This is a genomic window from Saccharothrix sp. NBAS 001 (assembly GCF_056640475.1).
Genome location: NZ_CM153251.1, coordinates 8,671,001 through 8,697,718, shown reverse-complemented (window position 1 = coordinate 8,697,718; position 26,718 = coordinate 8,671,001). Strand labels below are relative to the sequence as shown.

The 26,718-nt window shown below is 69.3% G+C and carries 35 protein-coding genes; 23 read left to right on the top strand and 12 right to left on the bottom strand.

Annotated features, from left to right (window positions below):
• Nucleotides 1-103 precede the first annotated feature (103 nt).
• The 5 genes from AC0HI0_RS38795 to AC0HI0_RS38775 all read right to left on the bottom strand — a co-directional run bounded on the left by AC0HI0_RS38795 (nucleotide 104) and on the right by AC0HI0_RS38775 (nucleotide 4,666).
• Entirely contained in the window at nucleotides 104-1,300 is a 1,197-nt protein-coding gene (locus AC0HI0_RS38795; protein ID WP_480928443.1) for a helix-turn-helix domain-containing protein, read from the bottom strand.
• Between the two features lie 588 nt (nucleotides 1,301-1,888).
• On the bottom strand, nucleotides 1,889-2,347 hold the full coding sequence (locus AC0HI0_RS38790; RefSeq protein WP_480928442.1) for a hypothetical protein: 459 nt from the start codon (nucleotides 2,345-2,347) through the stop codon (nucleotides 1,889-1,891).
• 172 nt (nucleotides 2,348-2,519) lie between these two features.
• Entirely contained in the window at nucleotides 2,520-3,653 is a 1,134-nt protein-coding gene (locus AC0HI0_RS38785) for an MAB_1171c family putative transporter (RefSeq protein ID WP_480928441.1), read from the bottom strand.
• A 4-nt stretch (nucleotides 3,654-3,657) separates the two neighbouring features.
• Nucleotides 3,658-4,239, bottom strand: coding sequence for an ImmA/IrrE family metallo-endopeptidase (locus AC0HI0_RS38780; protein WP_480928440.1), 582 nt, complete (start codon nucleotides 4,237-4,239; stop codon nucleotides 3,658-3,660).
• Nucleotides 4,214-4,666: a hypothetical protein gene (locus tag AC0HI0_RS38775; protein WP_480928439.1), complete on the bottom strand. Its 453-nt coding sequence runs from the start codon at nucleotides 4,664-4,666 to the stop codon at nucleotides 4,214-4,216. The genes AC0HI0_RS38780 and AC0HI0_RS38775 overlap by 26 nt, the downstream gene beginning before the upstream one ends.
• Before the next feature lie 380 nt (nucleotides 4,667-5,046).
• On the opposite strand from AC0HI0_RS38775, the gene AC0HI0_RS38770 reads away from it, so the two are divergent.
• The 5 genes from AC0HI0_RS38770 to AC0HI0_RS38750 all read left to right on the top strand — a co-directional run bounded on the left by AC0HI0_RS38770 (nucleotide 5,047) and on the right by AC0HI0_RS38750 (nucleotide 8,533).
• Nucleotides 5,047-5,364, top strand: a complete 318-nt coding sequence (locus AC0HI0_RS38770; RefSeq protein ID WP_480928438.1) for a hypothetical protein — start codon at nucleotides 5,047-5,049, stop codon at nucleotides 5,362-5,364.
• Nucleotides 5,361-5,825, top strand: a complete 465-nt coding sequence (locus AC0HI0_RS38765; protein ID WP_480928437.1) for a hypothetical protein — start codon at nucleotides 5,361-5,363, stop codon at nucleotides 5,823-5,825. The genes AC0HI0_RS38770 and AC0HI0_RS38765 overlap by 4 nt, the downstream gene beginning before the upstream one ends.
• Before the next feature lie 73 nt (nucleotides 5,826-5,898).
• Nucleotides 5,899-7,179: a hypothetical protein gene (locus tag AC0HI0_RS38760; RefSeq protein WP_480928436.1), complete on the top strand. Its 1,281-nt coding sequence runs from the start codon at nucleotides 5,899-5,901 to the stop codon at nucleotides 7,177-7,179.
• Complete coding sequence (locus AC0HI0_RS38755) at nucleotides 7,176-7,766, top strand: zinc finger domain-containing protein (RefSeq protein WP_480928435.1); 591 nt, start codon at nucleotides 7,176-7,178, stop codon at nucleotides 7,764-7,766. Before AC0HI0_RS38760 ends, AC0HI0_RS38755 begins: the two co-directional genes overlap by 4 nt.
• Nucleotides 7,763-8,533, top strand: coding sequence for a DUF7341 domain-containing protein (locus AC0HI0_RS38750; protein WP_480928434.1), 771 nt, complete (start codon nucleotides 7,763-7,765; stop codon nucleotides 8,531-8,533). Before AC0HI0_RS38755 ends, AC0HI0_RS38750 begins: the two co-directional genes overlap by 4 nt.
• Nucleotides 8,534-8,760: 227 nt before the next feature.
• On the opposite strand, the gene AC0HI0_RS38745 is transcribed toward AC0HI0_RS38750, so the two are convergent.
• Nucleotides 8,761-9,093, bottom strand: a complete 333-nt coding sequence (locus AC0HI0_RS38745) for a hypothetical protein (RefSeq protein WP_480928433.1) — start codon at nucleotides 9,091-9,093, stop codon at nucleotides 8,761-8,763.
• A gap of 289 nt (nucleotides 9,094-9,382) precedes the next feature.
• On the opposite strand from AC0HI0_RS38745, the gene AC0HI0_RS38740 reads away from it, so the two are divergent.
• Entirely contained in the window at nucleotides 9,383-9,820 is a 438-nt protein-coding gene (locus AC0HI0_RS38740) for a hypothetical protein (protein ID WP_480928432.1), read from the top strand.
• 184 nt (nucleotides 9,821-10,004) lie between these two features.
• Here the strand turns inward: AC0HI0_RS38740 and AC0HI0_RS38735 are convergent, their stop codons facing one another.
• The 4 genes from AC0HI0_RS38735 to AC0HI0_RS38720 form a co-directional block, all read right to left on the bottom strand.
• Nucleotides 10,005-10,388: a hypothetical protein gene (locus tag AC0HI0_RS38735; protein ID WP_480928431.1), complete on the bottom strand. Its 384-nt coding sequence runs from the start codon at nucleotides 10,386-10,388 to the stop codon at nucleotides 10,005-10,007.
• Nucleotides 10,389-10,390: 2 nt separating this feature from the next.
• A complete protein-coding gene (locus tag AC0HI0_RS38730; RefSeq protein ID WP_480928430.1) occupies nucleotides 10,391-11,110 on the bottom strand; it encodes a hypothetical protein in 720 nt (239 codons plus the stop codon).
• A gap of 62 nt (nucleotides 11,111-11,172) precedes the next feature.
• On the bottom strand, nucleotides 11,173-11,595 hold the full coding sequence (locus AC0HI0_RS38725) for a hypothetical protein (protein ID WP_480928429.1): 423 nt from the start codon (nucleotides 11,593-11,595) through the stop codon (nucleotides 11,173-11,175).
• 90 nt (nucleotides 11,596-11,685) lie between these two features.
• Nucleotides 11,686-12,138, bottom strand: a complete 453-nt coding sequence (locus AC0HI0_RS38720) for a hypothetical protein (protein WP_480928428.1) — start codon at nucleotides 12,136-12,138, stop codon at nucleotides 11,686-11,688.
• A 596-nt stretch (nucleotides 12,139-12,734) separates the two neighbouring features.
• Here AC0HI0_RS38720 and AC0HI0_RS38715 point away from each other — a divergent pair.
• From AC0HI0_RS38715 to AC0HI0_RS38680, 8 genes are all read left to right on the top strand, one after another.
• Nucleotides 12,735-14,255 carry a DUF932 domain-containing protein gene (locus AC0HI0_RS38715; RefSeq protein WP_480928427.1) on the top strand — a complete coding sequence of 507 codons (1,521 nt, stop codon included), beginning with the start codon at nucleotides 12,735-12,737 and terminating at the stop codon, nucleotides 14,253-14,255.
• A gap of 673 nt (nucleotides 14,256-14,928) precedes the next feature.
• Nucleotides 14,929-15,090, top strand: a complete 162-nt coding sequence (locus AC0HI0_RS38710; RefSeq protein WP_480928426.1) for a hypothetical protein — start codon at nucleotides 14,929-14,931, stop codon at nucleotides 15,088-15,090.
• Nucleotides 15,091-15,113: 23 nt separating this feature from the next.
• Nucleotides 15,114-15,863, top strand: coding sequence for an adenine nucleotide alpha hydrolase family protein (locus AC0HI0_RS38705; RefSeq protein WP_480928425.1), 750 nt, complete (start codon nucleotides 15,114-15,116; stop codon nucleotides 15,861-15,863).
• On the top strand, nucleotides 15,847-16,260 hold the full coding sequence (locus tag AC0HI0_RS38700) for a hypothetical protein (RefSeq protein WP_480928424.1): 414 nt from the start codon (nucleotides 15,847-15,849) through the stop codon (nucleotides 16,258-16,260). Before AC0HI0_RS38705 ends, AC0HI0_RS38700 begins: the two co-directional genes overlap by 17 nt.
• 715 nt (nucleotides 16,261-16,975) lie before the next feature.
• Nucleotides 16,976-17,446 (top strand): phage terminase small subunit P27 family, encoded by a 471-nt coding sequence (locus tag AC0HI0_RS38695; protein WP_480928423.1) that lies wholly within the window; start codon nucleotides 16,976-16,978, stop codon nucleotides 17,444-17,446.
• Between the two features lie 199 nt (nucleotides 17,447-17,645).
• Nucleotides 17,646-19,184 (top strand): terminase large subunit, encoded by a 1,539-nt coding sequence (locus AC0HI0_RS38690; protein WP_480928422.1) that lies wholly within the window; start codon nucleotides 17,646-17,648, stop codon nucleotides 19,182-19,184.
• Between the two features lie 2 nt (nucleotides 19,185-19,186).
• Complete coding sequence (locus AC0HI0_RS38685) at nucleotides 19,187-20,743, top strand: phage portal protein (protein WP_480928421.1); 1,557 nt, start codon at nucleotides 19,187-19,189, stop codon at nucleotides 20,741-20,743.
• A gap of 7 nt (nucleotides 20,744-20,750) precedes the next feature.
• Nucleotides 20,751-21,737, top strand: coding sequence for a hypothetical protein (locus AC0HI0_RS38680; protein WP_480928420.1), 987 nt, complete (start codon nucleotides 20,751-20,753; stop codon nucleotides 21,735-21,737).
• Between the two features lie 29 nt (nucleotides 21,738-21,766).
• On the opposite strand, the gene AC0HI0_RS38675 is transcribed toward AC0HI0_RS38680, so the two are convergent.
• The gene (locus AC0HI0_RS38675; protein ID WP_480928419.1) at nucleotides 21,767-22,012 is read right to left on the bottom strand and encodes a hypothetical protein; all 246 of its coding nucleotides are present in this window, start codon (nucleotides 22,010-22,012) and stop codon (nucleotides 21,767-21,769) included.
• 28 nt (nucleotides 22,013-22,040) lie between these two features.
• On the opposite strand from AC0HI0_RS38675, the gene AC0HI0_RS38670 reads away from it, so the two are divergent.
• The 4 genes from AC0HI0_RS38670 to AC0HI0_RS38655 are packed head-to-tail and all read left to right on the top strand — an operon-like array spanning nucleotide 22,041 to nucleotide 24,354.
• Complete coding sequence (locus AC0HI0_RS38670; protein ID WP_480928418.1) at nucleotides 22,041-22,724, top strand: hypothetical protein; 684 nt, start codon at nucleotides 22,041-22,043, stop codon at nucleotides 22,722-22,724.
• Nucleotides 22,725-22,740: 16 nt separating this feature from the next.
• Nucleotides 22,741-23,727 (top strand): SU10 major capsid protein, encoded by a 987-nt coding sequence (locus tag AC0HI0_RS38665; protein ID WP_480928417.1) that lies wholly within the window; start codon nucleotides 22,741-22,743, stop codon nucleotides 23,725-23,727.
• Nucleotides 23,724-23,903: a hypothetical protein gene (locus AC0HI0_RS38660; RefSeq protein ID WP_480928416.1), complete on the top strand. Its 180-nt coding sequence runs from the start codon at nucleotides 23,724-23,726 to the stop codon at nucleotides 23,901-23,903. Before AC0HI0_RS38665 ends, AC0HI0_RS38660 begins: the two co-directional genes overlap by 4 nt.
• 22 nt (nucleotides 23,904-23,925) lie before the next feature.
• Nucleotides 23,926-24,354: a hypothetical protein gene (locus tag AC0HI0_RS38655; RefSeq protein ID WP_480928415.1), complete on the top strand. Its 429-nt coding sequence runs from the start codon at nucleotides 23,926-23,928 to the stop codon at nucleotides 24,352-24,354.
• Here AC0HI0_RS38655 and AC0HI0_RS38650 read toward each other — a convergent pair.
• Entirely contained in the window at nucleotides 24,276-24,545 is a 270-nt protein-coding gene (locus AC0HI0_RS38650; protein ID WP_480928414.1) for a hypothetical protein, read from the bottom strand. The two genes, AC0HI0_RS38655 and AC0HI0_RS38650, sit on opposite strands and share 79 nt — an antisense overlap.
• Before the next feature lie 72 nt (nucleotides 24,546-24,617).
• Here AC0HI0_RS38650 and AC0HI0_RS38645 point away from each other — a divergent pair, with 72 nt between their 5' ends.
• The 5 genes from AC0HI0_RS38645 to AC0HI0_RS38625 are packed head-to-tail and all read left to right on the top strand — an operon-like array spanning nucleotide 24,618 to nucleotide 26,683.
• Nucleotides 24,618-24,947 carry a hypothetical protein gene (locus AC0HI0_RS38645; RefSeq protein WP_480928413.1) on the top strand — a complete coding sequence of 110 codons (330 nt, stop codon included), beginning with the start codon at nucleotides 24,618-24,620 and terminating at the stop codon, nucleotides 24,945-24,947.
• A gap of 3 nt (nucleotides 24,948-24,950) precedes the next feature.
• Nucleotides 24,951-25,268: a hypothetical protein gene (locus AC0HI0_RS38640; RefSeq protein WP_480928412.1), complete on the top strand. Its 318-nt coding sequence runs from the start codon at nucleotides 24,951-24,953 to the stop codon at nucleotides 25,266-25,268.
• Nucleotides 25,265-25,687 (top strand): hypothetical protein, encoded by a 423-nt coding sequence (locus AC0HI0_RS38635; RefSeq protein WP_480928411.1) that lies wholly within the window; start codon nucleotides 25,265-25,267, stop codon nucleotides 25,685-25,687. Before AC0HI0_RS38640 ends, AC0HI0_RS38635 begins: the two co-directional genes overlap by 4 nt.
• Nucleotides 25,688-25,700: 13 nt before the next feature.
• On the top strand, nucleotides 25,701-26,405 hold the full coding sequence (locus AC0HI0_RS38630) for a phage tail tube protein (RefSeq protein WP_480928410.1): 705 nt from the start codon (nucleotides 25,701-25,703) through the stop codon (nucleotides 26,403-26,405).
• Entirely contained in the window at nucleotides 26,402-26,683 is a 282-nt protein-coding gene (locus AC0HI0_RS38625) for a hypothetical protein (RefSeq protein ID WP_480928409.1), read from the top strand. Before AC0HI0_RS38630 ends, AC0HI0_RS38625 begins: the two co-directional genes overlap by 4 nt.
• The last annotated feature ends 35 nt before the right edge of the window (nucleotides 26,684-26,718 follow it).

The following is a 26,718-nucleotide window of genomic DNA, read 5'->3' as shown; positions in this document are numbered from 1 at the left end:
CGACACCAAAGACGCCCATAGCGTCACCTCCCGTATTGGAAATGACGCTATGGGCGATCGCAACAAGTCAGGTAGGACACAGTGTCCTACCCGTGTCCCCCAATCAGGTGGAGTGCACACCCAGTCTGCGCGCAAGACCGAGCAGCGATGACGTTTTGACTGAGCGCTTGTGGTTCTCCACCAGTTCACCGACTACGAGCCGAGGCAACGTCTGATAACGAACCCAGTCGGGCGCCAACCGTTCCATCGTCAGCAGAGTGTCCAGCGCCTTCTGGTCATGGCCCAGTCGCGCAAGCGCGTAGGCACGGTCAGCTAGGTGCCGAGCACTGGAAGCTAGGGGCAACACGGCATCTTTGGGCATCGTTTTTGCGACGTTCAGGGCGTCGGTGTAGTTCTCCGTTACCACACATACGTCCACGGTCTGCATCACAACCTGGCTCGGCCCGAAGGCCGTTTCATAGTCGTCTCGGTCGTGGCCGATCCGCTGGGCAACTTCGCTAGCCGATCGCATGAAATCCCTTGCTTCGTCCCCTTTTCGGGCACGCCCAGCCGCAGTCGCAGCAGTGATTAGCAGGCTGCCATATGCAGATAGGTGTTCCGGCGGGACATCGCCACTTGGTTCGATGCTCACGGCAGTCGAGGTCGAGACCCTGACCGACTCATCAAAGCGGCCTTGCACCAAGAGTTGCCACGCGACCGAGCCGCGCAGCGTCGCGTCCAACAACAGGTCATCTGCATTCTTCGATGCCGACAGGGCCAGTCTGATCGCCAGGTACGCCGAGTCAGGTTGGCCCATGTGAACTAGCGTGCAACCCGCAACCCAGTACAGCCGGGCCATCAGGTGGTTGGCCTGACTTAGTTCCGCAGAGTGGGTCGCATGTACCGTGCCACGCAACTGGGAAATTGCCGTCGGAAGGATAGACGCCAGCAGTTCATACTTACCGCCCCAGTAGGCACCCCAGGCGTAATCCACCGTGCGCCTGGCCTCGACCATCGGCAGGGCCTCATCACCGAAGTGTCCGAGAAGATCATCAACCGAGGTCAGGGCATGTCGAATCGCCACGACGCCAGCGTTCGGCTCGGCTGACGGCACTGCTGCACTCTTGGCAAGCAACGTCGACGTGTCCACGTCGAGTGCTAGCGCGATCAGGTGCAAAGTAGCGATCGATGTGCCCCGCCGCTTCTGTTCAAGCTTGCGGATCACATCGACGCTGACCCCCGCCCTGGTGGCCAGTTCCTGCTGGGTCATCCTGCCACGGAAGTGACGGATGCGATCTCCGATCGTGGTTTCCTGATCCATCGACGGAACCTCCCGTTTCGCGAACAACACCCACGGTACGCACTACACGGTCGAGTGAGAGGAGTGTGCCGGGCCTTACTTCGGAGGAAGGAGGCCGCTGCGCCGACCGAAGTCACGCTCCGTTACGAAAACTCATCACACCAAGATCGTCCGTTGCCCAGGACACGGTTCGCGATCGTCCACGTGACCAGGCCGCTTCGAGAGGTAGGCCGATCGGCGCATGAAACTTTCACATTCTTGGTCGGTCGGGCACACCGCCGGGTGCGAGACGTAACGCTCCGCGGGGCCCGGTCCTTCGCCAGTGTGCGGCATGGGTCCAGACCCAGATCGACAGCAAGCTGCTGCCCGCCCTCAGACACGTTGGCCATGCCCTCATCCATCTCCTGCGGGACGAGTGTTCGACTGCTGGAGTGACAGCTCCAGCAGTCGAACACCCTGGCGAACGGGGTGGAAAGCTGCTCAGTGGCGAGGTCGAGCGCAGCAGCGACCTTGTTGATGATTTCCAGATCGGGGAAGGTACCGAGGCTTCCCTTGCGCAGCCGATGGCACAGGGGCATTCACGGCTAGGTCGCAAGCTAGCGATTGCCTTCAAGCGAGCAGGTGGACCAACATCAGATGCGATACGCCACCGATGGCGACACCCACAACCGAGCCCCATGTGACCTGTGCGGCAGTGTGGTCACGGAGTTCGACGCGCGACCAGTCAACCAGGATGACAGCGAGGGCTGACAGAGCGAGCCATGGACCGTAGGAAACGACGAGAATCCCGGACGCACCCGCCGCCACGGCTGCGTGCATCGAGATCTTCCAGCCCCGCGCACCGCCGACAGGTAGTGCGAACGTGATGGCCACGCACACCACCAGGGTGGCAAACATCGCCAGGGCGAGAGCCAGCATCTCCCGAGGCGCGTTCCCTATCACCAAGATGAGGACGCCGACGCCCAATGAGCCGATGCACGCGACGAACGGCACCACGCGACCCTCTCGGTTGGTCACGTGGTGGCTGTGCCACTTCCCTCGGCGTGCGCCTCGCACGATGATGACCATCGGTATCACCGAGCCAGTGATACCGACGACGAGTCCCCACAACAGGGTTGGCCACATCTGTTGAGTGGCGTGCCAGGCGATGGCAAGCGGGAGTCCGAGAACCCAAACCCATGGGGCGAGGACTTCGGTGGCGAGCCGAGCCAGCTTGCTCCGCGCAGTCCTAGCGGATGTGTTAGTGGTCATGCTGGCGTCGACACTCCTTGACTGCGGCGGTCACGAGAGAGGATTCGGAAAAAGCCGTTGAGATGCGGACGAGTTGAGCAACTTCTTCGTCGTCAGGTGTTTCGCCGATGGTGACCGGCGTGGTCGTCGCAGCCGGAAGGTTGTGGCGCTTGGACTCAATTGCGACAGCGATGGCTGCTGCCTCTCCGGTCGCGCGGGCCTGCGGTGTGGGCTGTCCTTGTGCTGCGGCCTGGTGTGTGACGTCCTCGACGACTGAGGCGTCCAGGTAGGCGTGAAGGGGGCCGATTAGCACGTCGCGGATCTCGGTGATCCGGACGCGCAGCCTGTCAGCGACGTTGCTGCGGTTGCCATACACGAGTTCAGGCGCAACAGCGGTGACCGCCTCCCAAAGGGGAGCGAGGTGGTTGTACGCCTGGCGTGCCTCCCAGCGCACGACGAATGGCGGAACAAGAATTCCTGCCATAAGCAACATGATCGCCCCGAAGATCAGCCAGCCGGTCGTGGGAACGAGGAACGAATCCGGAGTGATAGGTCCACCGAGAGCCACAATGACGCTGACGCCAAGTCGCAGTGCCGAGTACAGCAATCCCAGGAAACTACCGGCACCGAGCAGGCGCAGGCCCAGTCTGAGTCCAGGACGGCCGACGTGCCGCGCAAGCCGGGACATGAGTAGCACGTCCAACATCGCCCAGCCCAGATAGAGGGTGTAGGTGGCGAGGTATTCGGTGACGAACTGACGATCGCCGAGGGTGGACAGTACAGCCACAATTCCGAAGCGCAGTGGTCCCAGCAGGTAGAAGACGACCAGCAGGCCACACGCCACGATCAAGGTCCGTCTCCTACGCCGGATCTTTGCGGGCACCTGGTCATGCCCGGTGGTGAGGTGGAGGCAGAACACCTGGAGCTGGTAGGCCGAAACCATGACGCACAGGTGCTGTAGCCATTGCAGCGGCCAGTCCAGCCCGGCGAAGGACAGGATGCCGATCAGGAGGGCGATGTCCAGCAGCACCAATGCGAAGCACATCGCGAGAACACCACTCTTGCGGCTGTACCGGTAGGAGGACAGCCAGAACGCGATGGCAGCGGTCACGGCTGCCATCAGCGCGAGGTTGAAGATCGGCACGGACCTATCCTTCGAGAATCGAGCCGTAGCGGTCGACGGCGCAGTTGATCTCGGCGTTGCCGGGTTGGCGTCCACGTCGGACGCGTACAGGACCGAGGCGGCGCTCGAACTCGTATGCGAACGCCTCCGCCGCCTGCTCGCGCGCGTCGTCATACGTGCTTCGGTGCGCCCACAGCGGTTGCCCAGATTCCGCGCTGACGTGCCCGCACAGCAGATGGCCGATCTCGTGCAATATCGAGTGCCTCTGGTGGTCGGGGGTCGTGTCAGCGCGGTAGAACACGAAGACCCGGCGCGGAAGCGAGACGCAGACGGCTGCCGGAAGTGCTTCACCCGCGCGCCGGGCCTTGGCGATGGTGTCCTCGGGGTACGGGGCGAGCCCGACCGGTTTGCCGATGGTGTCGGAGACCTCGGTGATCAGCCGGTCGAAGTCGAAAGGGTCGGGCACGGACACGCTCCGGGCGATCCGAACGACGGTGCGTTCGTCCAGGACCGGTTCGCTCCGATCATGGGCGCGGCGTTGCCGCAGGCTTCTTCGCACCCGGCCGAGGACCCCGCCAGTGTCAGGAGTCGCGTCCCTCGTGCCCATGGTTCCTCTCCCACTCGACCACCTGCTGGACCAGACCGAACATCAGCTCGCGGCCGGCGTCACTGAGGTCGTCCACGGTGCGCAACAGCACCTGTGCTGGCACGGCTTGGCTGGGGATCGACGGATCGTCGACGGCGCCGGGTGGCGGGTTCCCGAACTGGGCTTCGGCTTCCCAGAAGACGTCGGGGTCGAGGAAGTAGGCGGGTCGGTAGCCGAAGAACCTCGCGATGACCTTGAGGTGACTGGCACGCGGGTCCACCGCCTTGGACTCCTGGCGCAGGTTCCACAGGTGCGTCTGCGACATCTCGACGCCGTGGGCGGTGCACCACTCCGCGACTTCCTGGTTGCTGAACGGTCGACCAGGCTTTTGGCTGCCTGACCGCCCCTTGCGATGCCGCTCGAACAACGCGTTCAAGATCGTCGGCACGCTCGGCATGTCACGTTCGCCCCGGTCGTCCCACATGCACTCCCCCAGATTTTCACCAGCGTGAAGAGTCTTGTCGCTCCTTCTTCATACTGGTTGACAACACGGATCTGCAACCTATTCTCGGGCCGTGAACTTCAGCAACGTGGTTATAAATCTTCACAAGTGTGAAGATTTGTACCCTTGTAGGCCATGACCTCGATCGCCCCCCAAGCCGCAGAATCGCGGCCCCACCACACCACGTTAGCCGGGCACCACAGACGGTGGCGAAGATCGCATCCCGCCCTGCTGTCTAGATGGCTGGCCGCCTTAGCCGCTCGCGGGCGGAGTTCGGATACCCGTAGTCCACAAGCACGTAGAGCCTCCGGGGAGGGCGGCTTCCCATGTCCAAGACCACGACCACACCCGATACCGAGTCGGCCGAGCTTGACGACCTGGCCGCGCAGCTCGATCTGCTGCGCTGGGTCGAAGACCAGCTCGACGCGCTGAAGAAGTTCCGCGCCGACGTGCAGCGCACCGTGAAACAGCGTCTCGGTGACATCGAGGTCGGCACGATCAACGGTGTTCCCGCCGTCACCTACCGCACAGCCCTGCGGATCACGCTGAGCACCCGCCTGGTGCGCGAGCTGCACCCCGAGGTCGCGCGCAGGTGCGAGGAGATCAGCGAAGTACGGACGTTCCTGCTGGTGGACTCACCGTGAGCAAGCGCCAGGGCTCCGGCCGAACCCGCAGCCGCACCAGCGATCCCCGCACGGTCGGCGAGCTGACCGCCGAGGTCTCCCGGCACCTGGTCGGTCTGCCGCTGGACTACGGCGGCACGGTGGACCAGATCGCCGCGCTGCTTGCCGCAGAGCCGCGCAACGCCGCGCACCTGGCCGCCGTGGTCCGGGTGATCGTCACCGACGCGATGGGCGACCCGTTCCGGGAGACGCACGCGAACCGGTGGCGCGACACGTTGCCATCCTGGGTCCGGCCGCAGATGGTCGGCGCGACAGTGCGCCGGCTGCTGGCCGCCGGGCTGCTCGTGGGGACCGGCCGCTACGTCCGTTCGACCGACGCGCGGGGCGGCAACGGCGGCAAGCTCATGCCGGTCTACGCAGTGAACCTCGCGGTGCTCATCGAGCACCAGGCCGCCGAGCCCGACCGGGCCGCGACCGCCTGACCTCTCACCATCGCCGCGCATCGACGCGCGGTCTGTTCGAGCTGCCCGAAAACTCGTTGGGGGATGACCTTCCGTGGCGCGTGATCACGCCCGTCTGTACGTGCACATCTGGACCGACCCGGACTTCATCGAGCTGTCAGCCGTCGCCAAGCTGATCTACCTCCAGTTGTTCTCGCAGCCCAAGCTGGCCTACTCCGGGGTACTCGATCTCGCGGCCAAGCGTTGGGCGCGGTCGCACCCGGACCTGGACCTGTCGGCCGTGCGGTCGGCGCTGGCCGAGTTGGACGCGGCCCGCTTCCTCGTGGTCGACCAGGAGACCGAAGAAGTTTTGGTGCGCAGCTTCATCCGCCGTGACGAGCTGTGGAAGCAGCCGAACATGCTGCGCGCCGCGCTCAGGACCGCGTTCGAGATCGTGTCGCCGATCCTGCGCGCCGCGCTGGCCCGCGAGCTGCGCCGGCTGCCGGTCGAGGTGACCGGCCCGGCCCCGTTGGTGGCGGCCGACGAGCTGGAGGCCGGGGTGCGGGAGCTGCCCGCGTCGGTGATGGCCGCGATGAACACCCGCACGGCGCGGAAGCTGGCCACCGGCCCCTCACCCCGCCGGGAACCGGTCACGGACACCACGGCGGACCTTGCGCCGAACCTTGGGGAGAACCCTGCCAGCAGCCCCTCCGCGAACCCTTCGGCGAAGGACGGGGGAGAAGGGAGTAGGGAGCGGGAGACCGGAGAACCTGTTCTTCCGTCGGTTGACGAGAAAGTGGGTGACCCCGCGCCTGCGCCCGCGCGCCCCGGCGCCCACCCGCGCCCGCGCGGCGAGGAGTCCGCGGGCAGGGACGCCCAGGACGCCGGGACCGAGTCGGGCTCGGTGCGGCAGGCCCGGCGCGCGGAGGCCGAGCGGCTGGTGACGGTGCACTGCCCCGCCCAGCCCCAGCGGGTGGTGCAGTTGCTGCGCGGGCAGGTGATCGGCCTGTTGAGGGAGGACATCGAGCCCGCCGTGATCGCGGTGGGGCTGCGGGTCTGGGTGGGCAAGAGCCTGCCTCCGACGTGGCTGCCCGAGTTGGTGGGCGAGCTGATGCGTGCCCGCCGGGTGCCCGGCGACCCCGAGTCCCGCAGGCGGGCGTTGGCCCGCGAGTTGGCCACGGCGCAGACGTTCGAGCAGATCCGCGCCGACGCGGTGGCCGAGGACGACCGCTCGCCGCTCGGCCTGGCGGTACGCGGTGAGCTGCCCGCGCACGCCGACGCCGCCACCCTGCAACGGCTCCTCGACCAGGCGTTGGCCGCGACGGTCGGCACCGGCACAGCCAAGGACGCCGAGGACGGGAACACCTCCGGGGACGTGGCGGAGGTGGCCGCGTGACCACCCGGCCCGCCCTGACCCGCTCGGAGGTCCGCGCGCTGCTATGGCACTACCGCATCGCGGGGGAAGGCCACCCGATCGCCGAGGACGTGGTGACCGCCTGGTGGCGGGAACTGCGCGTCTTCACCGCCGCGCAGTGCCACGCCGCGCTGGCCTCGATCAACCCGCAGCGGGTCCGCCACACCACCCCGGCCGAGGTGGCGACGCTCGCCGCGTCCGCCCCGCCGGACGGCACGACGGGTTCGGTCCGCACGCCGGTGCCCCGCACCCCGTCCGACCTGACGCGGGACCGGGCGCGGTTCGCCGCCGCCGGACAGCGCGGCATCCGCGCCGTCTACGACGCGATGGGCTGGCAGCGCCACCCGGACACCGATCTCGCCGGGACGGTCGTGTGCCCGTTCTGCCGCGCCCAGAACGGCCAGGTGTGCCGGCCGCTCGTGCGCACCCGCTCCGGCAAGCGCGAACAGCGCGACCCGACGACCCGGATGCACCCCTCCCGCCTCGCCAGGGCCCGCGCCGACCAGGCTGCGGGCACGACCACACGCAGCGGCTCGAACTCGTCCGCGCCGCAAGGAGTCTCCGTATGACCGCCGCCCTCAACCACGACGACGCCCCTCGCCGCTTCGCCTACGACGGGGTTGTACCCAGGTTCGTCCACAACGGGGACAACCCCGACCAGGAGGAGCTGGCCGCCCCGCCGACGCGCGACCAGGCCGCCGCCGCCCGCTTGGCGTGGGAAGTCGCGGTCGACCAGTTGGTCATGCCCGGCCTGTACGTGCTGCACCGCCAAGACGACGACCAGGAGGTGGCCGAGGTCCTGCCGCTGCTCGTCCAGGTCCACGAGGCCGTGACGCCGGGCAGCAAGCGCGCGGGTGCGACCGGCAAGCTCGGCAGCCGGCCCCCGGCGAGTCTGGGCGCGCTGGAGCTGCTGGCCGAGGTCCGCCGCGAGGTCCGCCGCGTGTGCGTGGGCCACCGCCACCCCTACCGCGCCGGCGGCCTGCTGGAGATCGTGCGGACCTGGGGGGAGCACGCCGAGGACTGGCAGCACACCGCACCGGACTACGTGCTGTGGGCGGCCGACCTCGCGACCGGTTGGGTGCGCTCCGCGCGGCTGCTGCTGGACCCGGTCCCCCGCTACCCGTTGCGCGGGCGCGCGTGCCCGGCCTGCGGGGTCGCCACGGTGCAGGTGTGGTCCGACGACGAGGGCGACTTCCTGCGCCGACCGGCGTTGAGCATCGACCCCGAACAGGTGGAAGCCGTGTGCGATGGGTGCGGGCAGCGCTGGCCCCTGGACGTCTGGGCACAGCTCGCCCAGACCCTGGACGACCAGCTCCGGCGCGAGACCTTGGCGTGACCGGCATCACGTCGTCGTGAGCACGATCGCGGTTGACCTTCAATGGTTTCAGCACGCATGATGGTCGAACTGGGTACACGTGTGCCCGAAAGTTCCCCGTCGAAGACCCGCCCGCCTCGCCGCGCGGCGGGTCTTTCGGCATCTCCGGGCGTCGACGGCGCCCACAGACCGGGCGTCGAGCCCCCGCGATCGCACCCCCTCGATCGCGGGGGCTCCGCCCTCCATGCTCAGAACGGCGGTTCGCTCTCCCCCTGCCTCCGCTTTGAGATCGCCCCGCCGGGGACCAACTGCCGCACGGCGATCACGCCGAATCCGGCCCAGGACACCTCGAAGGACACCAGGGCCAGCCACGCGCCTCCCACGGTCCGCACCCACGCGTGGAGGCCGCCGGTCACCGTGCCGTCGAGCACGAGCCCGCGGTGACGCACGATCGGCGAGACGCCGCCTTCGATCGTGTGCGCGCCCGGCTTGTGGATCTGCGACAGGTCCACCCACACCGGCCGCGCGGGGTCGAAGGCACGACCGAGCGCCGGGGGCAGCTCCACGGGATCGCCGAACATGTGTTCGATCCTCGTTCCGGCACGTCGTCCAGGCAAGTCCGGGTCACGTGGACTGAGACGGCCGCCGCCCCGGTCCGCGCGGCCCCCGATCCCTTCGCCGTTCCGATCGCGCACCTCGTTTCCGCAGGTCCGGAAAACCGGCAAAAATGGGCGGTAGTTTATTTCCCAAACACGGTTCTCTCAGTTGCCTCAAACTCTCCGAATAGGGGATTATGAGGGGGCAGGACCGGAAGCCCGGTGCAGCAACACCAGGGCTCCGGAACCACCACTGAAAGGACACCCGGAACTCATGACCACTCTCAAATACCCCAGTACGGAGATCAAGGTGACCGGCCTTGACACCCGACTGTTTGGTTCCCGGTGCCTCGACACCGTCAGCGTGGCGACCATCGCCGATCTGGCCGAACTCATGCTGGACGCCGTGCTGGGGATCGCGGTGGAATGCCGGTTCGAGGTCCGTTACCACTACCGCAACCACGTCACGCTGCTGGTCGGCGGCGCGCTCAGCAAGGACGAGCCAGACGCCTACGAGGTCGCCTGGGCGACGGCGTCGTTCACGGCCGCCGTGAACCAGTTCAACTGGATTGACCCCGGCGACGATCTGAATCGTCGTTTCACGTTCTGCGGCGTGATGTTGCTCGACTACGAGCTGTCCGAGGCCATGTCAGAAACCGGCAAGGTGACGATGGCGGAGGATCAGCCGTGCGCCTGTAGGTACCGCGACTGACCGGTAGCCACAGACAGGACCGGGGCCGGATGCCGTGGGCATCCGGCCCCGTGCCGTTCCGCCCGTGGCCCGTACCGCCGTGAGAGCCGCTGTCTGGCCCTGAGAGCCGTTCTCCGGGGCCGGACATGCAGGAGGGGGCCGGTGGTCACCGGCCCCCTCACATCACCCCGTCAACGTGTCGCGGTCAGAACCCCGCGAACGGGCCGAAGTGGTGTGGCAACCAGCCGGCGTCGGGCAGGTCGTCCGGGCCGTCCGCGTCCCCGTTGCGCCACCAGAACACCGCCTCCTCCGTCGCCGCGTGGTCGCGCTCGTGCTCGCTGTCGAACGCGTGCACCTCCACGTCACCCTCGGTGTAGGTGGCGTAGGCCCAGACCTCGGACCGGGGCCGGTCCAGCAGCGCCAGCACCGTCAGCGGCCACCGGCCCAGGTTCCAGCCCTGACCCCACAGGCCGGGCACGTTCCACCCGGCCTCCCGCATCGCGTCGCGCCACTCGTAGCCGTCCTGGAAGTCCACGTGCTGCACCGGCAACGGCGGCAGGTCCACCTCGTCCACGTCGAGCTTCGCCATGATCAGACCTCCCACTGGAACAGGGTCGTCGCCACGTGCAGGACCGCGTCGTCGTGCCGGCCGTTGCGCACCCGGAACGGCGTCACGGCCGTCCACTCGTTGCGCTCGAACGCGAAGTAGGCCGCGCCGATCGGGTCGTCCGCCTCGGCTCCGACGAGCAGCACTTCGTGGTGCTCCTCCCGGCTGGGAGCCAGGGCGCGCAGGGCCGTGATCACCTCGGCGCGCAGGTGCGACCGCCAGGCGTTGTGGGCCAGGGTGTCGATGTAGCTGGCGTGCCGGTCCTCGTCGAGCAACCCGACCTCGCGCAGCCGCTCCACCTCCTTGATCAGGCGGTGCAGGGCGCTGTTGTCGGCGTCATCGCCGGGCAGCGGCCGGCACACCGGCAGGGCGATGCCCCGCGCGCCGTCACGGGCGTTGTGCAGGTGGACGAACACCCGCGCGTCGAACTCGCCGATCAGGTACTGCTGGTTGACCACGTCGAGGTCGCTGCCTTGGGTGTCGGAGTAGCGCACCGGCAACTCAACCAGGTCCGAGGTCCACTCCGACGTGCACACGTCGTCGTAGTCGACCAGGTCGGAGTGCTCGGCGGTGACGTGCTCCCCAAGCCCTTCGCGCAGGCGCAGGAAGCGGCAACCGTGCGGCCGCAGCAACAGGAACTCCGCGTGCAACTCGCGGTCGTCGTGCCCGTCGTGCTCGTGGGCGGGGCTGATCGGATCGGTCATCGTGTCGTGCCTTTCTCAACGTGCCGCCCGGTGTTGCTGCACCGGGCGGCGGTGGGCAAACCTCAGCCGTCCAACCCGTGGACGTGCTGCCACATCGGCGCGTACTCGGGCAGTTCGCGCAGCGGCGAGACGAAGTCCCGCCACCTCGACAGGGCGCGCTGACCCCTGCCGGTGAGTACCGGGCACCCGGTGTCCAGGTCGGTGCCGACGTGCCCGCGTTCGCGGGCACGGGCGAGTGCTTCGGGGGTGGTGACGCGGTCGATCGCGTCACTCCAGCCGTAGCCCACCGACAGCGCGTGCAGCGCGCGGACCTCGGCGGCCTCCTCGGCCAGCACCTTGCGCATGGCCTCGGCCTGCGGGCTGGGCCGCGTGGCCAGCCTGGTCACCGCGCGGACGAACTGGTCTCGGGCGATCTCCAGCACGCCGTGGGTGAGGAACACCGCGCCTTCGTCGGGATTGCTACTCTGCGGCTCGTCGGGACTCACGTTTGTCCTTTCTCAGGTTCCGACGGCCACGCCCCTGGGATGGTGTTGCTGCACCGTTCGACCAGGGGCGCGGTCGTATCCAGGGGTCGATCAGTCGCAGGCCACGGGCAGGTACGGCCGGAACCGCCGCCCCAGCAGCCGGCCCAGCCAGCGCCGGTAGAACCGCACCCGCCCCGACCGGCCTCCGCGGGCGCGCTCCTGCGCCTCGGTGCACAGGAAGACCGCGCCGCCGCCGAACCGGCGGTCCGCCGGGTCGTCGGGGTCGCCCCAGTTGTACTGCGACACCAGGTGTTCCAGCTCGGCGCGCAGCCGCGCGCACCACCGGACGTCGCGCAGGTGGTTGTCGGCCATGCCGTAGACCTCGAAGTCGATGCACTCGCCGCGCCGGGTCCGGTAGACCCACGCGGTGATGCCGAACGGCCGGTCCGGGTCCAGCGGCTCGTGCGCCACCCCGTACTCCAACTCCAGGTCCAGCACGATGCGCCGGGCCAACTCCGTCGTGCGCCCGATGCCCGCAGTCCGCGAGTACCGCTCGCCGTACACACGCCACGCCGGAATACGCTCGATAAAAGATTCACGCCAATCGAGTTCGATCGCCATTCGTTTGCTCCGTTTCTCATCGCCCTTTGTCCGTGGTGTTGCCGCACCAGGACAGGACCATTTCCGCACAATGACAGATGACCCATTGCCGGACAATGCAACCGGAAAAGACCACCCAAATGGAGCAGGATTCCTCCCCTGACCCGCGAAATCGCCCCGAGAAAGGCGCCCGCACAGCGTGCGACGTGCCGGTCGTGGCCACGGCCCGCGCCGACTGTCGCCGTATCCGCAGGCCAAGACGACGGGTCGACAGGCCGGCGCGGCGTGCGGCAGGATGAGTGGCGTTCCCATCGGGTTTTGGTGACGCTAGATCCGACGAGAACAGGAGGGGTCGCGGACACCGTTCGCGGCCCCTTTTCCATTCCCGGGCGACCACGACGAAGATCATCCGTGAAGGCGCTGGGCCATTCGTCGTCACTTTGTCCGGAGATTCCCGACCAGGCTTGAAAGGGGTTGTCCCGCAGGTAATGTCTGGGGTGTCACCAAAACCCGACCGCCAAGCACCCGTGATGAGTGCTGGCCGTTTCTAGGGGAATCCCATGACTGAACCGCAGACCCCTGCCGTTGCCCCCGCCCCGGTGGAGGCACAGCAGGAACCCCCCAAGCCCGCACCCGCCGAGGCAGCTCCCGCCAAGCCCGCTCCGATCAAGGCAGCTCCCGCCAAGCCCGCTCCGGTCAAGGCAGAGGACAAGCCCGCACAGGAAGGTGAGGCCAAGCCCGCCAAGGCACCGGCCAAGCCCGCCAAGCCCTCACCCGCCAAGGCACCGGCCAAGCCCGCCAAGCCCTCACCCGCCAAGGCACCGGCCAAGCCCGCCAAGCCCTCACCCGCCAAGGCACCGGCCAAGCCCGCCAAGCCCTCACCCGCCAAGGCACCGGCCAAGCCCGCCAAGGCAGAGGACAAGCCCGTTCCCGCCGAGGGGGAGGCCAAGGCCGGACCGACCACGCCCGCCAAGCCGAAGATGGTGGAACCGGCCCAGATCCGGCCCGACCGGGACTCGTGGGCGCGGCTGGCGACGGCGGTCAACGGCTCGCGGTCGGTGAACGAGCTGCTGAAGAAGGCCGGACTTTCCGGGTGGAACGTCACCCGCCAGCCGATGGCCGCTCTCGTGCCGTCCGGCCGGTGCACCGAGTGCGACCAGCCGGTGGGCGGGAAGCACAAGGCCGGCTGCCTCATGCTGGCCGAGCTGCCCAATGACACCGGGCTGGTGGACGCCGACCACTCCACCGTGCCGGTAGAGGCACCGGGGGTGTGGTCCCTGGTCAAGGTGGACCCGTCCGCCGAGGTGGGGTTCGTGCACATCGGGCACACCACCCGGGAGGCCAACCCGGTCCCGATCGAGACCAGGGCGGCGATCCTCGCGGAGGTCATGAAGGCCACCGGGGGCAAGACCGGACCGGCCGGCCCGCTGTGGGAGGGTACGGGTTCGTTCGCCAGTGTGCGGGTGCCGGACATGGTGTCCGTGGGCAAGGTGGACGCGGTGGAGATGAGGGCTGTCCTGGTCAACTCCCTGGTGTCCGGCCGGGGGTCCGTGGTCCGGGTGATGCCCGTACACACCGCCACCCAGACGGTGATCCCGGTGACCCTGCCCGACCTTCCCGACCGGGTGGAGCTGACCCCGGACAACGACGCCGACGCGCGCACCACCGAGGCCAGTGAAGCCCTGGACCTGGTCAACCGGTTCGCGGAGGAGTTCGGCGAGCTGGCCTCCAAGCTCTACCGCCGGAAGATGACCGTCAAGGACTTCGAGAAGTTCGCCGACGCGGTGCTCAAGGACAAGCCGGTCCCGCCGAACGACGGCCCGACCAGGCAGCAGCGGTACGCGGTCCGGTCCAGCGTGGTGGGCAAGATCTTCCGGGGTGAGGTCGACCTCACCGAGAAGATCAAGAACACCCGGTGGTCGGCCCTGGTCGCCGTGTTGTGCTGGGTGCAGCACATGAACCCGCCGAAGGTGCCCGGTGACCGGGGCGTGCAGGACCGGGCCATGTCCGTGCTGTTCCCCTCCCGGGAGAGCCTGAACACCGCACAGACGGCTCTGACCCTGCTGTCCGAGGGTTTGTAGACCGCCACACCGGCCCGACAACCCGACTGCCCCCGGCTTCCCGCCGGGGGCAGTCCCGTGCTCGGGGGTGGACGCGCTGCCCGCCCGTGCCTCCCGCCCCTGCACCCGCCCCGGTTGTCCGAACCGCACCGGCACCGGGGGCATGTGCCCCGACTGCCGCACCCGGTCCCGCCGTGCCCACGGCACCAGCGCCCAGCGCGGTTACACCGCCGGGCACCGGTCCCGCTTCCGTCCCGGAGTGCTCTCCCGCCCCGGTGACCGGGTGTGCCGCTGCGACCTCACCGACTGCCCCGACCATCCGGGCACCGGCTGTAGCTCTCCGTCCACCGTGGCCGACCACTGGCCGCTGACGCGGCGCGAGCTGGTGGCCGCTGGCCTGGACCCCGACCACCCGGACCGGGGCAGGGGGCTGTGTGGGCCGTGCCATGCCCGGATCACCGCCCGTGACCGCCGGACCCGAGGAGGTTGGAACAGCCCGTGAGCCGCCCGGCCGCGCTCGCCGTGTAACGGGCCGCGCCACCCCAGGGGGTGACCCTTGAACCACGCGGAGGCCCACAAGCCACTGAGGCCCGGTTCCGTCCGGTCAGGTTTCCGAGACCGCCGCTCCCACGTCCGCCGACCCGTTGCCGAGGACAGCGAAGCCGGGCGCGAACTGGCCGCGATCCTCGACCGCTTGGCACTCGCCGCCAACCAGGTCCACGCCTGGATGGACGAGCACGAATCCCTTGTGCGCCAAGCCTACGAGCTGGGCGCGACCCAACACGAGATCGCGCCTCACGCCCAGGTCGCGCAGTCCACGGTGAGCCGGATGCTCGCCCGCGACACGCACGCCTGAACCCAACCGCCCGGTGATGCAGCGTGCATCACCGATGCGCCACGCATCACGACCACCGGAGGTGCGCCGTACCGATCACCATCGAGGGGATCACCCCGTCCGACCAGATCCGCGCCGAACTCGCCGCCGAGGGGAAACCGGTTTTGCTCGGGTTCTCGCGCGGCAAGGACTCGTTGGCCGCGTGGCTGGCGATGCGGGAAGCCGGGATCGAGGTCGTCCCCTACCACCTGTACCAGGTACCCGGTCTGCGGTTCGTGGACGATTCTTTGAGGTTCTTCGAGGACTTCTTCGGCACGCCGATCCTGAACCTGCCGCACCCCTCGCTGTTCCGCTGGCTCAACGCGCTGGTGTTCCAGTCGCCCGAACGCGCGGCGGTCATCGAGTCCGCCCAGCTCCCCGAGCCCACGTATGAGGAACTGGCCGACCTCATCCGCGCGGACCTCGACCTGCCTGCGGCCTGGAACGCCGACGGCGTCCGCGCCGCCGACAGCCCCAATCGCCGGATGGCGACGGTCACCCACGGACCGAAGCGCGAACACCTGCGCAAGGTGTCGATCGTGTGGGACTGGCGCATCGCCGACGTCCGCGACGCCCTGGCGCGGTACAACTGCCCGCTGCCCGTGGACTACGAGTGGTTCGGCCGCAGCGTCGACGGACTGGACTTCCGGTTCCTCGACCCGATCCGGCGTCACGCCCCCGACGACTATGCCCGCATCCTCGACTGGTTCCCGCTGGCCGACCTGGAGGTGTTCCGCCGTGACCTCGCCCGCTGACCCCAACGTCGACCTCCTGGCCCAACTCCAGGCCACCGCCGCCATCGGCGGCCCGACCTCGAACACCGACCTGTTGGCCCAGCTCAACGCCGAACCCGAACCCGACCCGCTGTCCGATGTGGAGTACACCGGCGACCTCGCCACCGACTCGGCCGCGGAGCTGGACGCGCTGGCCATCGGGTTCCGCGAACGCACCAGGCGCGAGGACGAACGGTTCCGCCTGGCCACGGACTCGGAGTACTGGTTCGTCCTGTGCTTCAAGACCCGTGAGGAGAAAGACGCCTTCCTGTACGCCGCGCGGCTGTTCCACATCGGGGACAAGTACCTCGACGGCCGCGCCGCCGCGTCGATCCTCGGCGTCGACCTACCCGACCCCGACACCGGAGAGGAGGACTAAACGATCATGCGAGGCCGACTCGGACGACTTGTCGCCGGTGCCCGCCGCGCGCTGTCTCGGCGCGCGGCAAGCCCGTCGCGTGGCCGCAGCGGCGGTTCCTGAGTTTGGGTATCCGGCGTTGAACCCAAACTGTAGATCTGCGCTACAGTTTATCTGCTTCATATGTACATATGGAGCCGCTAGTGGACGGCGTTGAAGCAGTTCAGACGCCGTTCTAGGCGAAGGGCGGATGACGCGCCATCCGGTGCGTCACCCGACCCGTTCACCTGGACCACACGTCGCTGATCGTCCTTACCAGGAGCGTGACGAGGCCCAGGACACGGAGGACGACGACGGCCCGGTTGGAGTGGCCACTCCGGTCGGGTTGTCGTCCGTCGCGCCGTCTACGGCGCTTGTCCTTCCGCTTTTTTCGTCGGACCACCAGTTCCTCCTTCGGCTGCCCACTCGCGTGGGCTGGGCCGGGACTGCTTCCCGACCCGTGCGCACAAGGCCGGGACCGTTGAGGAGCGGTGATCCGCGCTGACTATATCGGGTGATCACTCGCGACCCAGCGGGCGAACGCGCGCCTGTGGACGGACACGCTGCCTGTGGACAACCGGCCCGATTGCGTCTGCCCTGTTCGCCCGTCGTCGGTTCCCGTCACGACGTTGCCGCCACGCGCCACAGCGTCACCCAATCGTGCTGGCAGGGCGGACCGCCCAAGAACATCCGGGGGGTGGTCGAGCTGGGCAAGCGCGGTCCGGCTGCCAAGCCGACCACACTGCGCGTCCTGCATGGTGACCGGGCCGACCGGATCAACGACCGGGAGCCGGTGCCGCCGACACAGGAGATCACCTGTCCGGACTGGGCCTCCGACGGTGCCCGCGAGACCTGGGCACGGCTCGCGCCGAGCCTGGAGACGCGTGGAGTCCTCACGGCCTGGGACGTTGACGCGTTCCTCGTGCTGTGTGAGGCGTTGAACCGCTACCGCAATGCCACCGCGCTGGTGAACGGCTCGGCCCTGTTGGTGCAGGGCGGTTCCGGCCTGACGAAGAACCCGGCATTGCAGGTGCAGGCCGAGGCCGAGCGCACGTTCCTGACCTACGCCGCCCGCTTCGGCCTGACACCGTCGGACCGCCAGTCCATCAAGGTGGAGGTGGGCGGCGACCAGGACCACCAAGGCGGACCGGGCCGCCTCCTCAGCTAAGCCCCGCGCCAACCCGCAGCGCACCCAGACTCGCTCGCGCACCGGCACCGCTACGCCCCGAACAACCACCAAACCCACTCGCGGGGCGCGGTTGCCGGTGTGCGGGCGCACCTTCGACGGCCACACCTGCCGCAAGCGCGGCGAGCACTTCTGTGCGTCTCGGGCGGATCACGCCCAGGCGTTCGCCGAGGAAATCTGTGTGCACACCAAGGACCGATGGGCGCGCACGCCGTTCATCCTCGCCGACTGGCAGCGCGACGACATCGTCCGGCCGCTGTTCGGCGAGGTCCGCTGGGACGACGAAGCCCTCCGCTACGTCCGCCGGTTCCGGATCGCGTGGGTGGAACTCGCCCGCAAGAACGGCAAGTCCGAACTGCTGGCGTTCGTCGCGCTGTACCTGCTGGTCGGGGACGGCGTCGAGTCGGCCGAGGTCTACGGCTGTGCCCGCGACACCGACCAGGCCAAGTTGGTGTTCAACGTCGCCGCGCGCATGGTCCGGTTGTCGCCAGTGCTGTCCAGGCGGCTGCGGGTCATCGAGCACTCGGCGCGCATCGTGGACGAGAAGACTAACTCCGTCTACGCCGTGGTGCCCGCCGACGCGCTGGGCAACCTGGGTTCCAACCCCTCGTGCGTGATCTTCGACGAGGTTTTGACCCAGCCGTCCGGCGACTTCTGGAACGCGATGCGCACCGGTATGGGCACGCGGCTGGAGCCGCTGCTGATCGCGGCCACGACCGCGGGCAACGACCCGGCCAGCTTCGCCAAGGGCGAGCACGACGAGTTCGTGAAGATCGCCGAGGACCCGGCGCGGGCACCGCACCGGTTCGTCTACCTGCGCAACACTCCGGCCGACGCCGACCCGTGGGACGAGGCCAACTGGTACTTCGCCAACCCGGCGTTGGGCGACTTCCTGTCGCTGGCCGCGCTGCGGGAAGAAGCCCTCGAAGCCCGCAACGACCCGCTCAAGGAGAACGCGTTCCGGCAGTTCCGGCTGAACCAGTGGGTCAACCAGGCGTCGCGGTGGATGCCGATGCACCTCTACGCGGCGTGCGCCGGAAGCTCCCGCGACGAGCCCGCGCAGCTCCGTGACGCCGTGGCGCGTCGACCGGCCTGGGGTGGCCTCGACCTGGCTTCCAAGCTGGACTTGACCGCCTGGTGCCTGATCGTGCCGGAGGGCATCGACGGCCACCCCAGCGCCTTGTGGCGGTTCTGGCTGCCCGAGGCCGGGGTGAGCTTCTTGGACGAGCGCACCGAGGGCCGCGTGTCACGGTGGGTCGAGCAGGGCTGGATCACTGTCACGGACGGGGAGGTCATCGACTACGAGAAGGTGGAAGCGGACATCGTCGCCGACACCGCGTTGCTTCGGGTCGCGGACATCTCCTACGACGAATGGTCGGGCGAACCGGTCCGCCAACGCCTGGAGAAGCGCACGGGTGTGCCCATGTTCCCGGTCGCCCAGACCTACAAGGGCATGACGGCCGGGATGACCGAACTCATGGCCCTGACCCGCTCGCGCGGCTGGTCCCACCACGGCAATCCCGTCGCGCGGTGGTGCTTCGATTCCGTGGAGGTCCGCCACCCGCCCGGCGAACCCGACCTCATCCGCCCCGACAAACCCGAACGAGGCAAGACCGGCCGCCGGATCGACGCCGTTCCCACCGCCGCCATGGCCGTGGGTGGCTGGAAGCTGCGCGGCGCGAAGCCTATGAAGTCGAGTCGCATGGTGGTGATGGGCTGACCGTGATCTCCACGAAGAGCACCCTCACTTCCGCCCAGTGGGTGGCGCGGTTGGCGCGGCTGCACAACGCGCAGCTCCCCGAACTGGAGTTGCTGGACTCCTACTACGAGGGCGAACAGTCCCTGTCCTACATGCACCCGGAGTTGATCCGCCGCCTGGACGGCCGCGTCCGTCAAGTGGTGATCAACTGGGCTCAGCTCGTCGTGGACAGCCTTGACGAGCGCCTGGACCTGACCGGGTTCCGGCTCGGTGGTCAGCAGGCCGCCGACGCCGACCTGTGGCGCATCTGGCAGGCCAACCGCCTGGACCTGCACGCCGAACAGGCCCACGTCGACGCCTTGGCCCTGGGTCGTGCGTTCGCGATCGTCGGAACCGACGAGGACCGGCCGAACACCCCGCTGGCCACGGTCGAGTCGCCGTTGGACGTCCACGTGGACCTGGACCCGCGCACCCGCAAGGTGCGTGCGGCGTTGAAGCGGCAGTTCTCCGACGACGCCGAGGACGGCATCACCGAAGCGTGGGCGACGCTGTACCTGCCGAACGAGACCATCTGGTACTCCTCGGAGGACGGCGGCGGCACCTGGACCGAGGACGACCGCGACGAACACGGCATGGGCCACGTCCCGGTGGTGCCGATCGTCAACCGGCCGCGCACCCGCCGTCGCCGCACCGCCCCGCCGCGGCTCGGGCGCTCCGAGTTGGCGGCCGTGCTGCCGCTGTCGGACGCCGCGTCGAAGATCGCCACGGACATGATGATCAGCGCGGAGTTCCACGCGATGCCCAGGCGTTACGCCTTGGGTTTCGACAAAGAGGACTTCGTCGACGCGCAGGGTCGGCCGCTGTCCCCGTGGGAGGCGGTGGCCGGTGTCCTGTGGGCCTCGCCCAAGAGCCCGAAGGACGACGGGGTCAGCGTCGGGCAGTTCCCCGAAGCCGACCTCGCGAACTTCCACGCGACCCTCAACGCCCTGGCGCGGTTGGTCGCCAGCCTGACCGGGTTGCCGCCGCACTTTCTCGGCTACAGCACGGAGAACCCCGCCAGCGCGGACGGCATCCGCTCCTCGGAGTCCCGCCACATCAAGCGCGCCGAACGCCGCCAACGGTCTTTCGGGGACGGGTGGGAGGAGGTCATGCGCACCGTGCTGCGGGTGCGGGATGGACGAGTGCCGGAAGAGGCGCTGCGCATGGAAGCCCAGTGGGTCGACGCGGCAACGCCGACTTTCGCCGCCCAGGCCGACGGTGTGGTGAAGCTGTTCAGCGCGGACCGGCTGCTGCCGCGTCGCGCGTCGCGTCGCGCACTGGGCTACTCCGATACCCAGATTCGGGAGATGGAGACCGAGGACGCCGAGGCGTACTCGCGCGCCGTCGGCGACCAGGCCGAGGACTTCGGCCCCAAACCGCCGCCCGTCCCGCACGAATCGGCAGACGACCCCCCGGAGGACGAGCCGGAGTGCGGGCCGGTGCCCGCGCCGCGCCGACGCGGCCCGGTCCGACTGGGCCCGGAAGCGGCGATACCGCCGTTGGCGGTGCAGTTCCGGGAACCCGCGCTCGCCGGGAGGTGACCGCCTGGTGACCGCTCCAGCGGCAACGCCCCACGCCACCGATTCCGACTACTACCGGGCACAGCAGCGCATCGTCCGCACCGCCGTCGACCAGGTCCAGTACGCCTGGTCCCGGCTCGATCCGCGCGACCCGTCCGCCTCGTGGGTGCAGGAGGTCCGGCCGCAGGTCGTCACGGCGGTGCGGGAGGCGCAGCAGGAGTCCGCCTCGCTGGCGCCGCTCTACATCGCGGGCGCGCTGCTCGCCGCGGGGGCGGTGTCGGCTCCGCTCGCGCTGCTGGTCGGCTCGGCGTTCGTGGGTCTGGCCGCCAACGGCCTGGTGCTCGACGCGCTGATGGACTTCGCGTTCGGCTACTACCGCCGCGCCCGCGCCGCCGACCTGCCCGAGACCGACGCCCGCGCCCTCGGCCTGGCCAGGCTGCTGACCTACGTGTCCACCGAGACCAACGACACCGCCCGCCTCGCGCTGCACGTCGGGTCCGTGGTCGAACCCGACATCGCCGGCTACGAACGGGTGGTGACCCTGCCCGCGTGCGGACGCTGCATCCTGCTCTCCGGCCGGTTGTACCGGTACACGAGCGGGTTCCTGCGACACCCGCGCTGCGACTGCTCGATGCGCCCGGTCACCTCCGAGCAGTGGCACCAGGGCGGCACCAGCCGATCCCCGCACGCCCTGTTCGGCTCGATGACACCGGCCCAGCAGGACAAGGCGTTCGGCAAGGGTGAAGCCGCCGCGATCCGGGCCGGTGCCGACATCGGCCGCGTGGTCAACGCCCGCCGCCGGGGTCAGGTGTACGTGGCCGGCGGTCACGAATTCACCCGCGAGGCGACCACCACACGCGGCATCGGACGCCAACTCGGCGCACTGGCCAAAAACGGCGGCCGATACCAGCGCTCCCAGGTACCCAGGCCGACCGCCGCCCAGCTCGTCAACGCCGTAGGCGAGAACCAAGAGGAGCTGATCCGGCAGCTACGCCGCTTCGGCTATCTCCGCTAACCGTCTGAATCAGAGTTAAGACGTTTGTATCAACACTGTTTCAGCAGTCGGAGACGGCTACGTACCGTCCATCCCTGCTCGCGCGGGGAGCGTTTTTTTGAAGCAACAGGAGCGCCCGTCAGCATCCCGGCGGCTCCTGCGGCGACGACCGTTCCCGCCAACCAGGCCACCAACCACGCGGTCATCTCCCCGTCCACACCGGCCATCACCTGGGCACCCGCCGAGGTCGCGAGCAGCGCCGCGACAGCGAGGGTTCGCACCGGCCGGTTCTTCACGCCCGGATCTTCCCACTTCCGCCCATCTGTGCACGTCACACGAAAGGGGGTTTCCGCCCTGTCCGACAACCCGACCACCCCACCCGCCCCGGAACCACCCGCACAGCCGCCCTCAGCCGCCCCACCGGCCCCGGAACCGTCCGCCCCGACCCCACCGGCCGAGGGCACCGGGCAGGACTCCGAGCCCGACTACCGGGCGCTGTACGAGGAGACCCGCACCAGGCTGACCCGCGCGGAGCAGACCGCGCGGGAGCACAAGACCAAGGCCACCCGGCTGGACGAGATCGAGGCCGAAGCGGAGAAGGCCGCCGAACGCGCCACCGCCGCCGAAGCGCAGCTCGCCGCGCTGCGGCGCACGGCGGTGGACGCGGAGATCCGCGCCACCGCGTCCGGCTGGGCCGACCCGACCGACGCACCCCGCTACCTGGACGAGCGCGACCGCTACCTTTCACAGGACGGCACGGTCGACACCACCGCCATCACAGCCGACCTCGCCGCGGTGCTCGCCCGGCGTCCGCACCTCGCGCGCGTCGACGGGCCGCGTCGCCCCGCCCCGGACCCTTCGCAGGGCCAACGGCAGGGCGGGCCGTCCGGCGTCACGGAGCAGATCCGCGAAGCGGAGTCGCGCGGCGACTGGGCCACCGCCATCTCGCTGAAGAGCCAGCGCCTCGCCGAGCAGGCCCGCGCGGCGGCGGCACCCCGAACCCCCTGACACGCAAGGAGAATCCGTGCCCGGTGTCGCAGCCATCGCGAACACCTACAACAGCCCCAACTACGTCGGCGAACTGTTCGGCCTGACGCCCACGGACACCCCGTTCCTGTCCGCGATCGGTGGTCTGACCGGCGGGCGGCGCGCGAACGCCGTGGTCCACACCTGGACCGTGTACGACCTGCGCCCGCCGGACCCCAACCGCCAGCGCCTCGAAGGCGCGGACGCACCGCCCGCCGAGACCCGCGTGCGCGGCCAGGACCGCAACGTCCTGGAGATCCACCAGGAGACGGTGGGCGTGACCTACACCCGCCAGTCCACCCAGAACATGTTCGCCGGGACCGGCGCGGCCAACCCCAACGCCGCCGCCATCGGCGGCACCAACGCCGTCCCCAACGAGATGGACTGGCAGACCCGCCAGGCGCTTGTGCAGATCGCCCGCGACGTCGAGTTGGGGTTCCTGGTCGGCAAGTACCAGGAGCCCACCGACAACAGCACGGTGCGCAAGACGCGCGGCATCCTGGAGGCCACCCGCACCAACGTGATCACCAACGCCACCCCGAAACCACTGACCGAGGCGATGGTGATCGACCTGCTCCAGAAGGTGTGGGAGAACGGCGGTATCCAGATCAGCGAGACGGCCACGCTGATGTGCAACGCGTGGCAGAAGCGCATGTTGACCAACGAGTTCGTCACGAAGAAGAACTACCGCGAGGAGACCCGCAACGTCGGCGGTGTCAGCGTGAGCACGATCGAGACCGACTTCGGCCGATTGTCGATCATGCTCAACAGGTACATGCCCACCGACGTGGTGCAGGTGGTCAGCCTCGACCAGTGCGCCCCGGTGTTGATGGAGAAGCCGGGACAGGGGTTCCTGTTCTCCGAACCGTTGGCGAAGACCGGTTCCAGCGACCGGGCGCAGATCTACGGAGAGATCTCCCTGGAGTACGGGCCGGAGATCTCCCACGGCAAGATCACCGGCCTGACCACGGTCGGTGGTGCGTGAGGTTCACCAGCAGCCACTACAGGGAACTGGTCGTCCACGACCTTGGGGTCACGTTCGTGGACGGCGAAGCCGAGGTGACCGACAAGACCACGATCGAGGCCCTGCGCGGGTTGCCTGCCGAACTCGGCGTCCGGGCGACCGGCGGACGTCCGCCCAAGGACCCGGCGCAGTCCTGAACCGGTGGTGGTGCGGGCGTGCGTGTCCCGCACCACCACCCGGCACCGACACCCGATGGTGCCGGTGCCCGTCCTGCGGCGGGAGGTGGTCACTCTGACCACGCCCGTCCCGCTGGCGACGGTCGCCGATGTCCAGGCGCGCACCGAGGTACCGCTGACCGCCGAGCAGCAGGCCCGCGCGGCGGTGCTGATCGGCGACGCCTCGGCGATCATCCGCGCCCGCGTCCCGGAACTGTCGGCCCCGCCACCCGCGACCGCGCCCGGTGTGATCGCCACGGCCGTGTTGCGCGCGCTGGCCTCCCCGCCGGACGGCAACAAGTCCGAGAGCGTGGGCGCGCACTCACGGGTCGCGGCGCACGAGGGCGGCGGGCTCTACCTCACCGACGACGAGTTGGCCCTCCTGCGCCCGTCCGCCGCGCCCCCGCGTGGCGCATTCTCCATCTGGACCTGACCCCGCGTGTCCGGCCACGCCACACCGACCAGCAGCGCCACGAGCAGGCAGCCGCCGGCCACCCACCACGCCCACGTCACCGCCTCGACCACCGCCACCACGGCGTTCGTCGCGCCGGCCCCCATCAACCCGGCCAGCGCGAACAGCGTCACCGCGCCGCCGTGGCCCGTTCTCGCGTCCTGTCCGTCCATCGCGTCCCCCCCGAATCGCGTCCCCTCGGTGGTTGTCGGCCGGTCGGACGCACCGGTTACCCGGAGCCCCCGTTGCAACTGCCGCACCGCTTCCTGATAGTCACCCCGAACCCCGTCACCGACGCCTACGACAACCCCACCCCGGACCTCGACTACGGCCCCGACGCCGCCCGCCGGGTGGCCTGGGGCAACCTGCAACCCGCCGGGTCGAACGAGACCGCCGAACCCGGCCGCCACCCGGTGGTGACCGCGTGGCGGCTGTTCAGTATCGAACCCGTCACCGCCCGCCAGCGCATCGAGTGGCGCGGCCTGGTGCTCGAAGTCGACGGCGAACCCGACCGGTTCGAGCCCCGCTTCGGTCACGTGTCCTACGAGATCCGCCTACGCCACGTGCAGGGCTGAGCCGTGGACGCGTTCGAGGGCTTCCGAGTCGACCGCGACGGCGTGCGCGGGCTGCTGAACTCCGATGGGTTCCGGGACGCGGTGCAGGCCGCGGCCGAGCAGACCGGCGCGACCGCGCGCGGCGCCGGTCACCGCGTCACTTCGGGCGAGCCGGTGCCGGTGGAGGTGTTCGCCGACCCCAACCACGACCGGCCAGGGTTCACCGTGGCGGTGCGCCACCCGGCCGGGACCGGCATGGAGGCGCGCTACGGGCTGCTCAAGCGCGCGGCCGAGGCCACCGGGCTGGAGGTCACCGGTCTGGACGCGGGCAGCGAGTCATGACCGGCGCGCTGCCGGTCCCGGTCGACGTGGCCGGGCTGGTGGTCCGCACGCTGCGCCCCCAGCTCGCCACCCGACCCGAACCCGAACTCGCGGGCATCAAGGTCTCCACCCAGGTCGGCGACGGCCCGGACGGCGGGCCGCCGTCGTTGCCGTGGCTGCTGGTCGCCGAGGACGGCCACACCTGGGCCTGGCCCGCGCTCCAGCGCGTGGTGATCCGGCTGACCTGCTGGCACCGCACCGAACACGCTGCCAAGGCCGCCGTCGCCATGGCGTTGGCGCTGCTGTGCCTCCCGCGACCGGCACCCGGCCTGACCGGCGGCGAACCCGTGACAGGGCCGCTGGGCGGCCTCGACCCGCACACCGACCGACCGCTTGCCACCGCCGCCGTGGTGGTGCGCGCCCGCACCACCACCCGCTGATCCCTCGTACCCGATGCCGGGAGGCTGCCCGCCTCCCAGCGCACGACATCCGGGAACGCGTCCCTCCCGCGCCCTCCTGGAGGTCGTCCGCTTGGCCCCTCGTCCAACCCTCGTCCGCGTCCCCGGTACCGGGGAAATCTCCCTCGCGCCTCCGGGCACACCCGAACCGTCCGACTCCACAACCCCGCTCCCGACCGCGTGGAACGGCCTGGGGCTGTCCACCGAGGACGGGGTGACCATCCGCCGCGCGATCGAGAAGTCCGGCACCAAGCACTGGCAGCAGGTCACCCCGGCGCGGTTCATCTACACCAGCCAGGAATTCGGCGTCAGCTCGGTGTTCCAGGAGACCAAGGCCGTCGTCCTGGGCGCGTACTTCGGCGGGATGGTGTTCACCGAGACCACGCCTGGTGCGAAGAAGTACCGCGCCGAGATCTCGTCCGTCCCGCGCGGCGACGAGCGCGCGCTGTGCGTGGACTGGGTCGACCAGATCTCGGCGACCGAGATCTACCACCACCGGCTCTACGTCCCGCGCGCCGAGGTCTCCGAGACCCAGGACGCCCAGTGGACGCGCACCCAGGAATCCCGCTGGGGCATCAGCTTCGCCGCGCTCGCCCCGTCCAGCGGATCGACGCTGGCCGTGTGGCTCACCGACGACCCCGCCGTCCTGCTCGCCGCACCCGGCGGCGGCACGCTCGCCATCGAGGAGAACACGAAGTGAGCCGATCCCAACGCCGCGAGGCCACCGACCGCCCGGCCGACACCACGCGCAGCGAGCACGCGGTGATGTGGCGCGGCAAGCGCTTCACCCTCCCGTCCGCCTCGGAGTTCCCGCTCGCCGCGATCGAGGCCGAGGAGGAGGGCAAGGTCCTGCTGTCGCTGCGGATGATCCTGGGCGAGGATCAGTACAGGGCCTGGCGCGGCCTGGCGACCACGGCCGCTGACGCGGAGCACTTCTCGCAGACGATTATGCGGGAGCTGGGGCGGGGAAACCCCTGATCGTCGCCCGCCTCCTGGCGGACGACACCACCGCG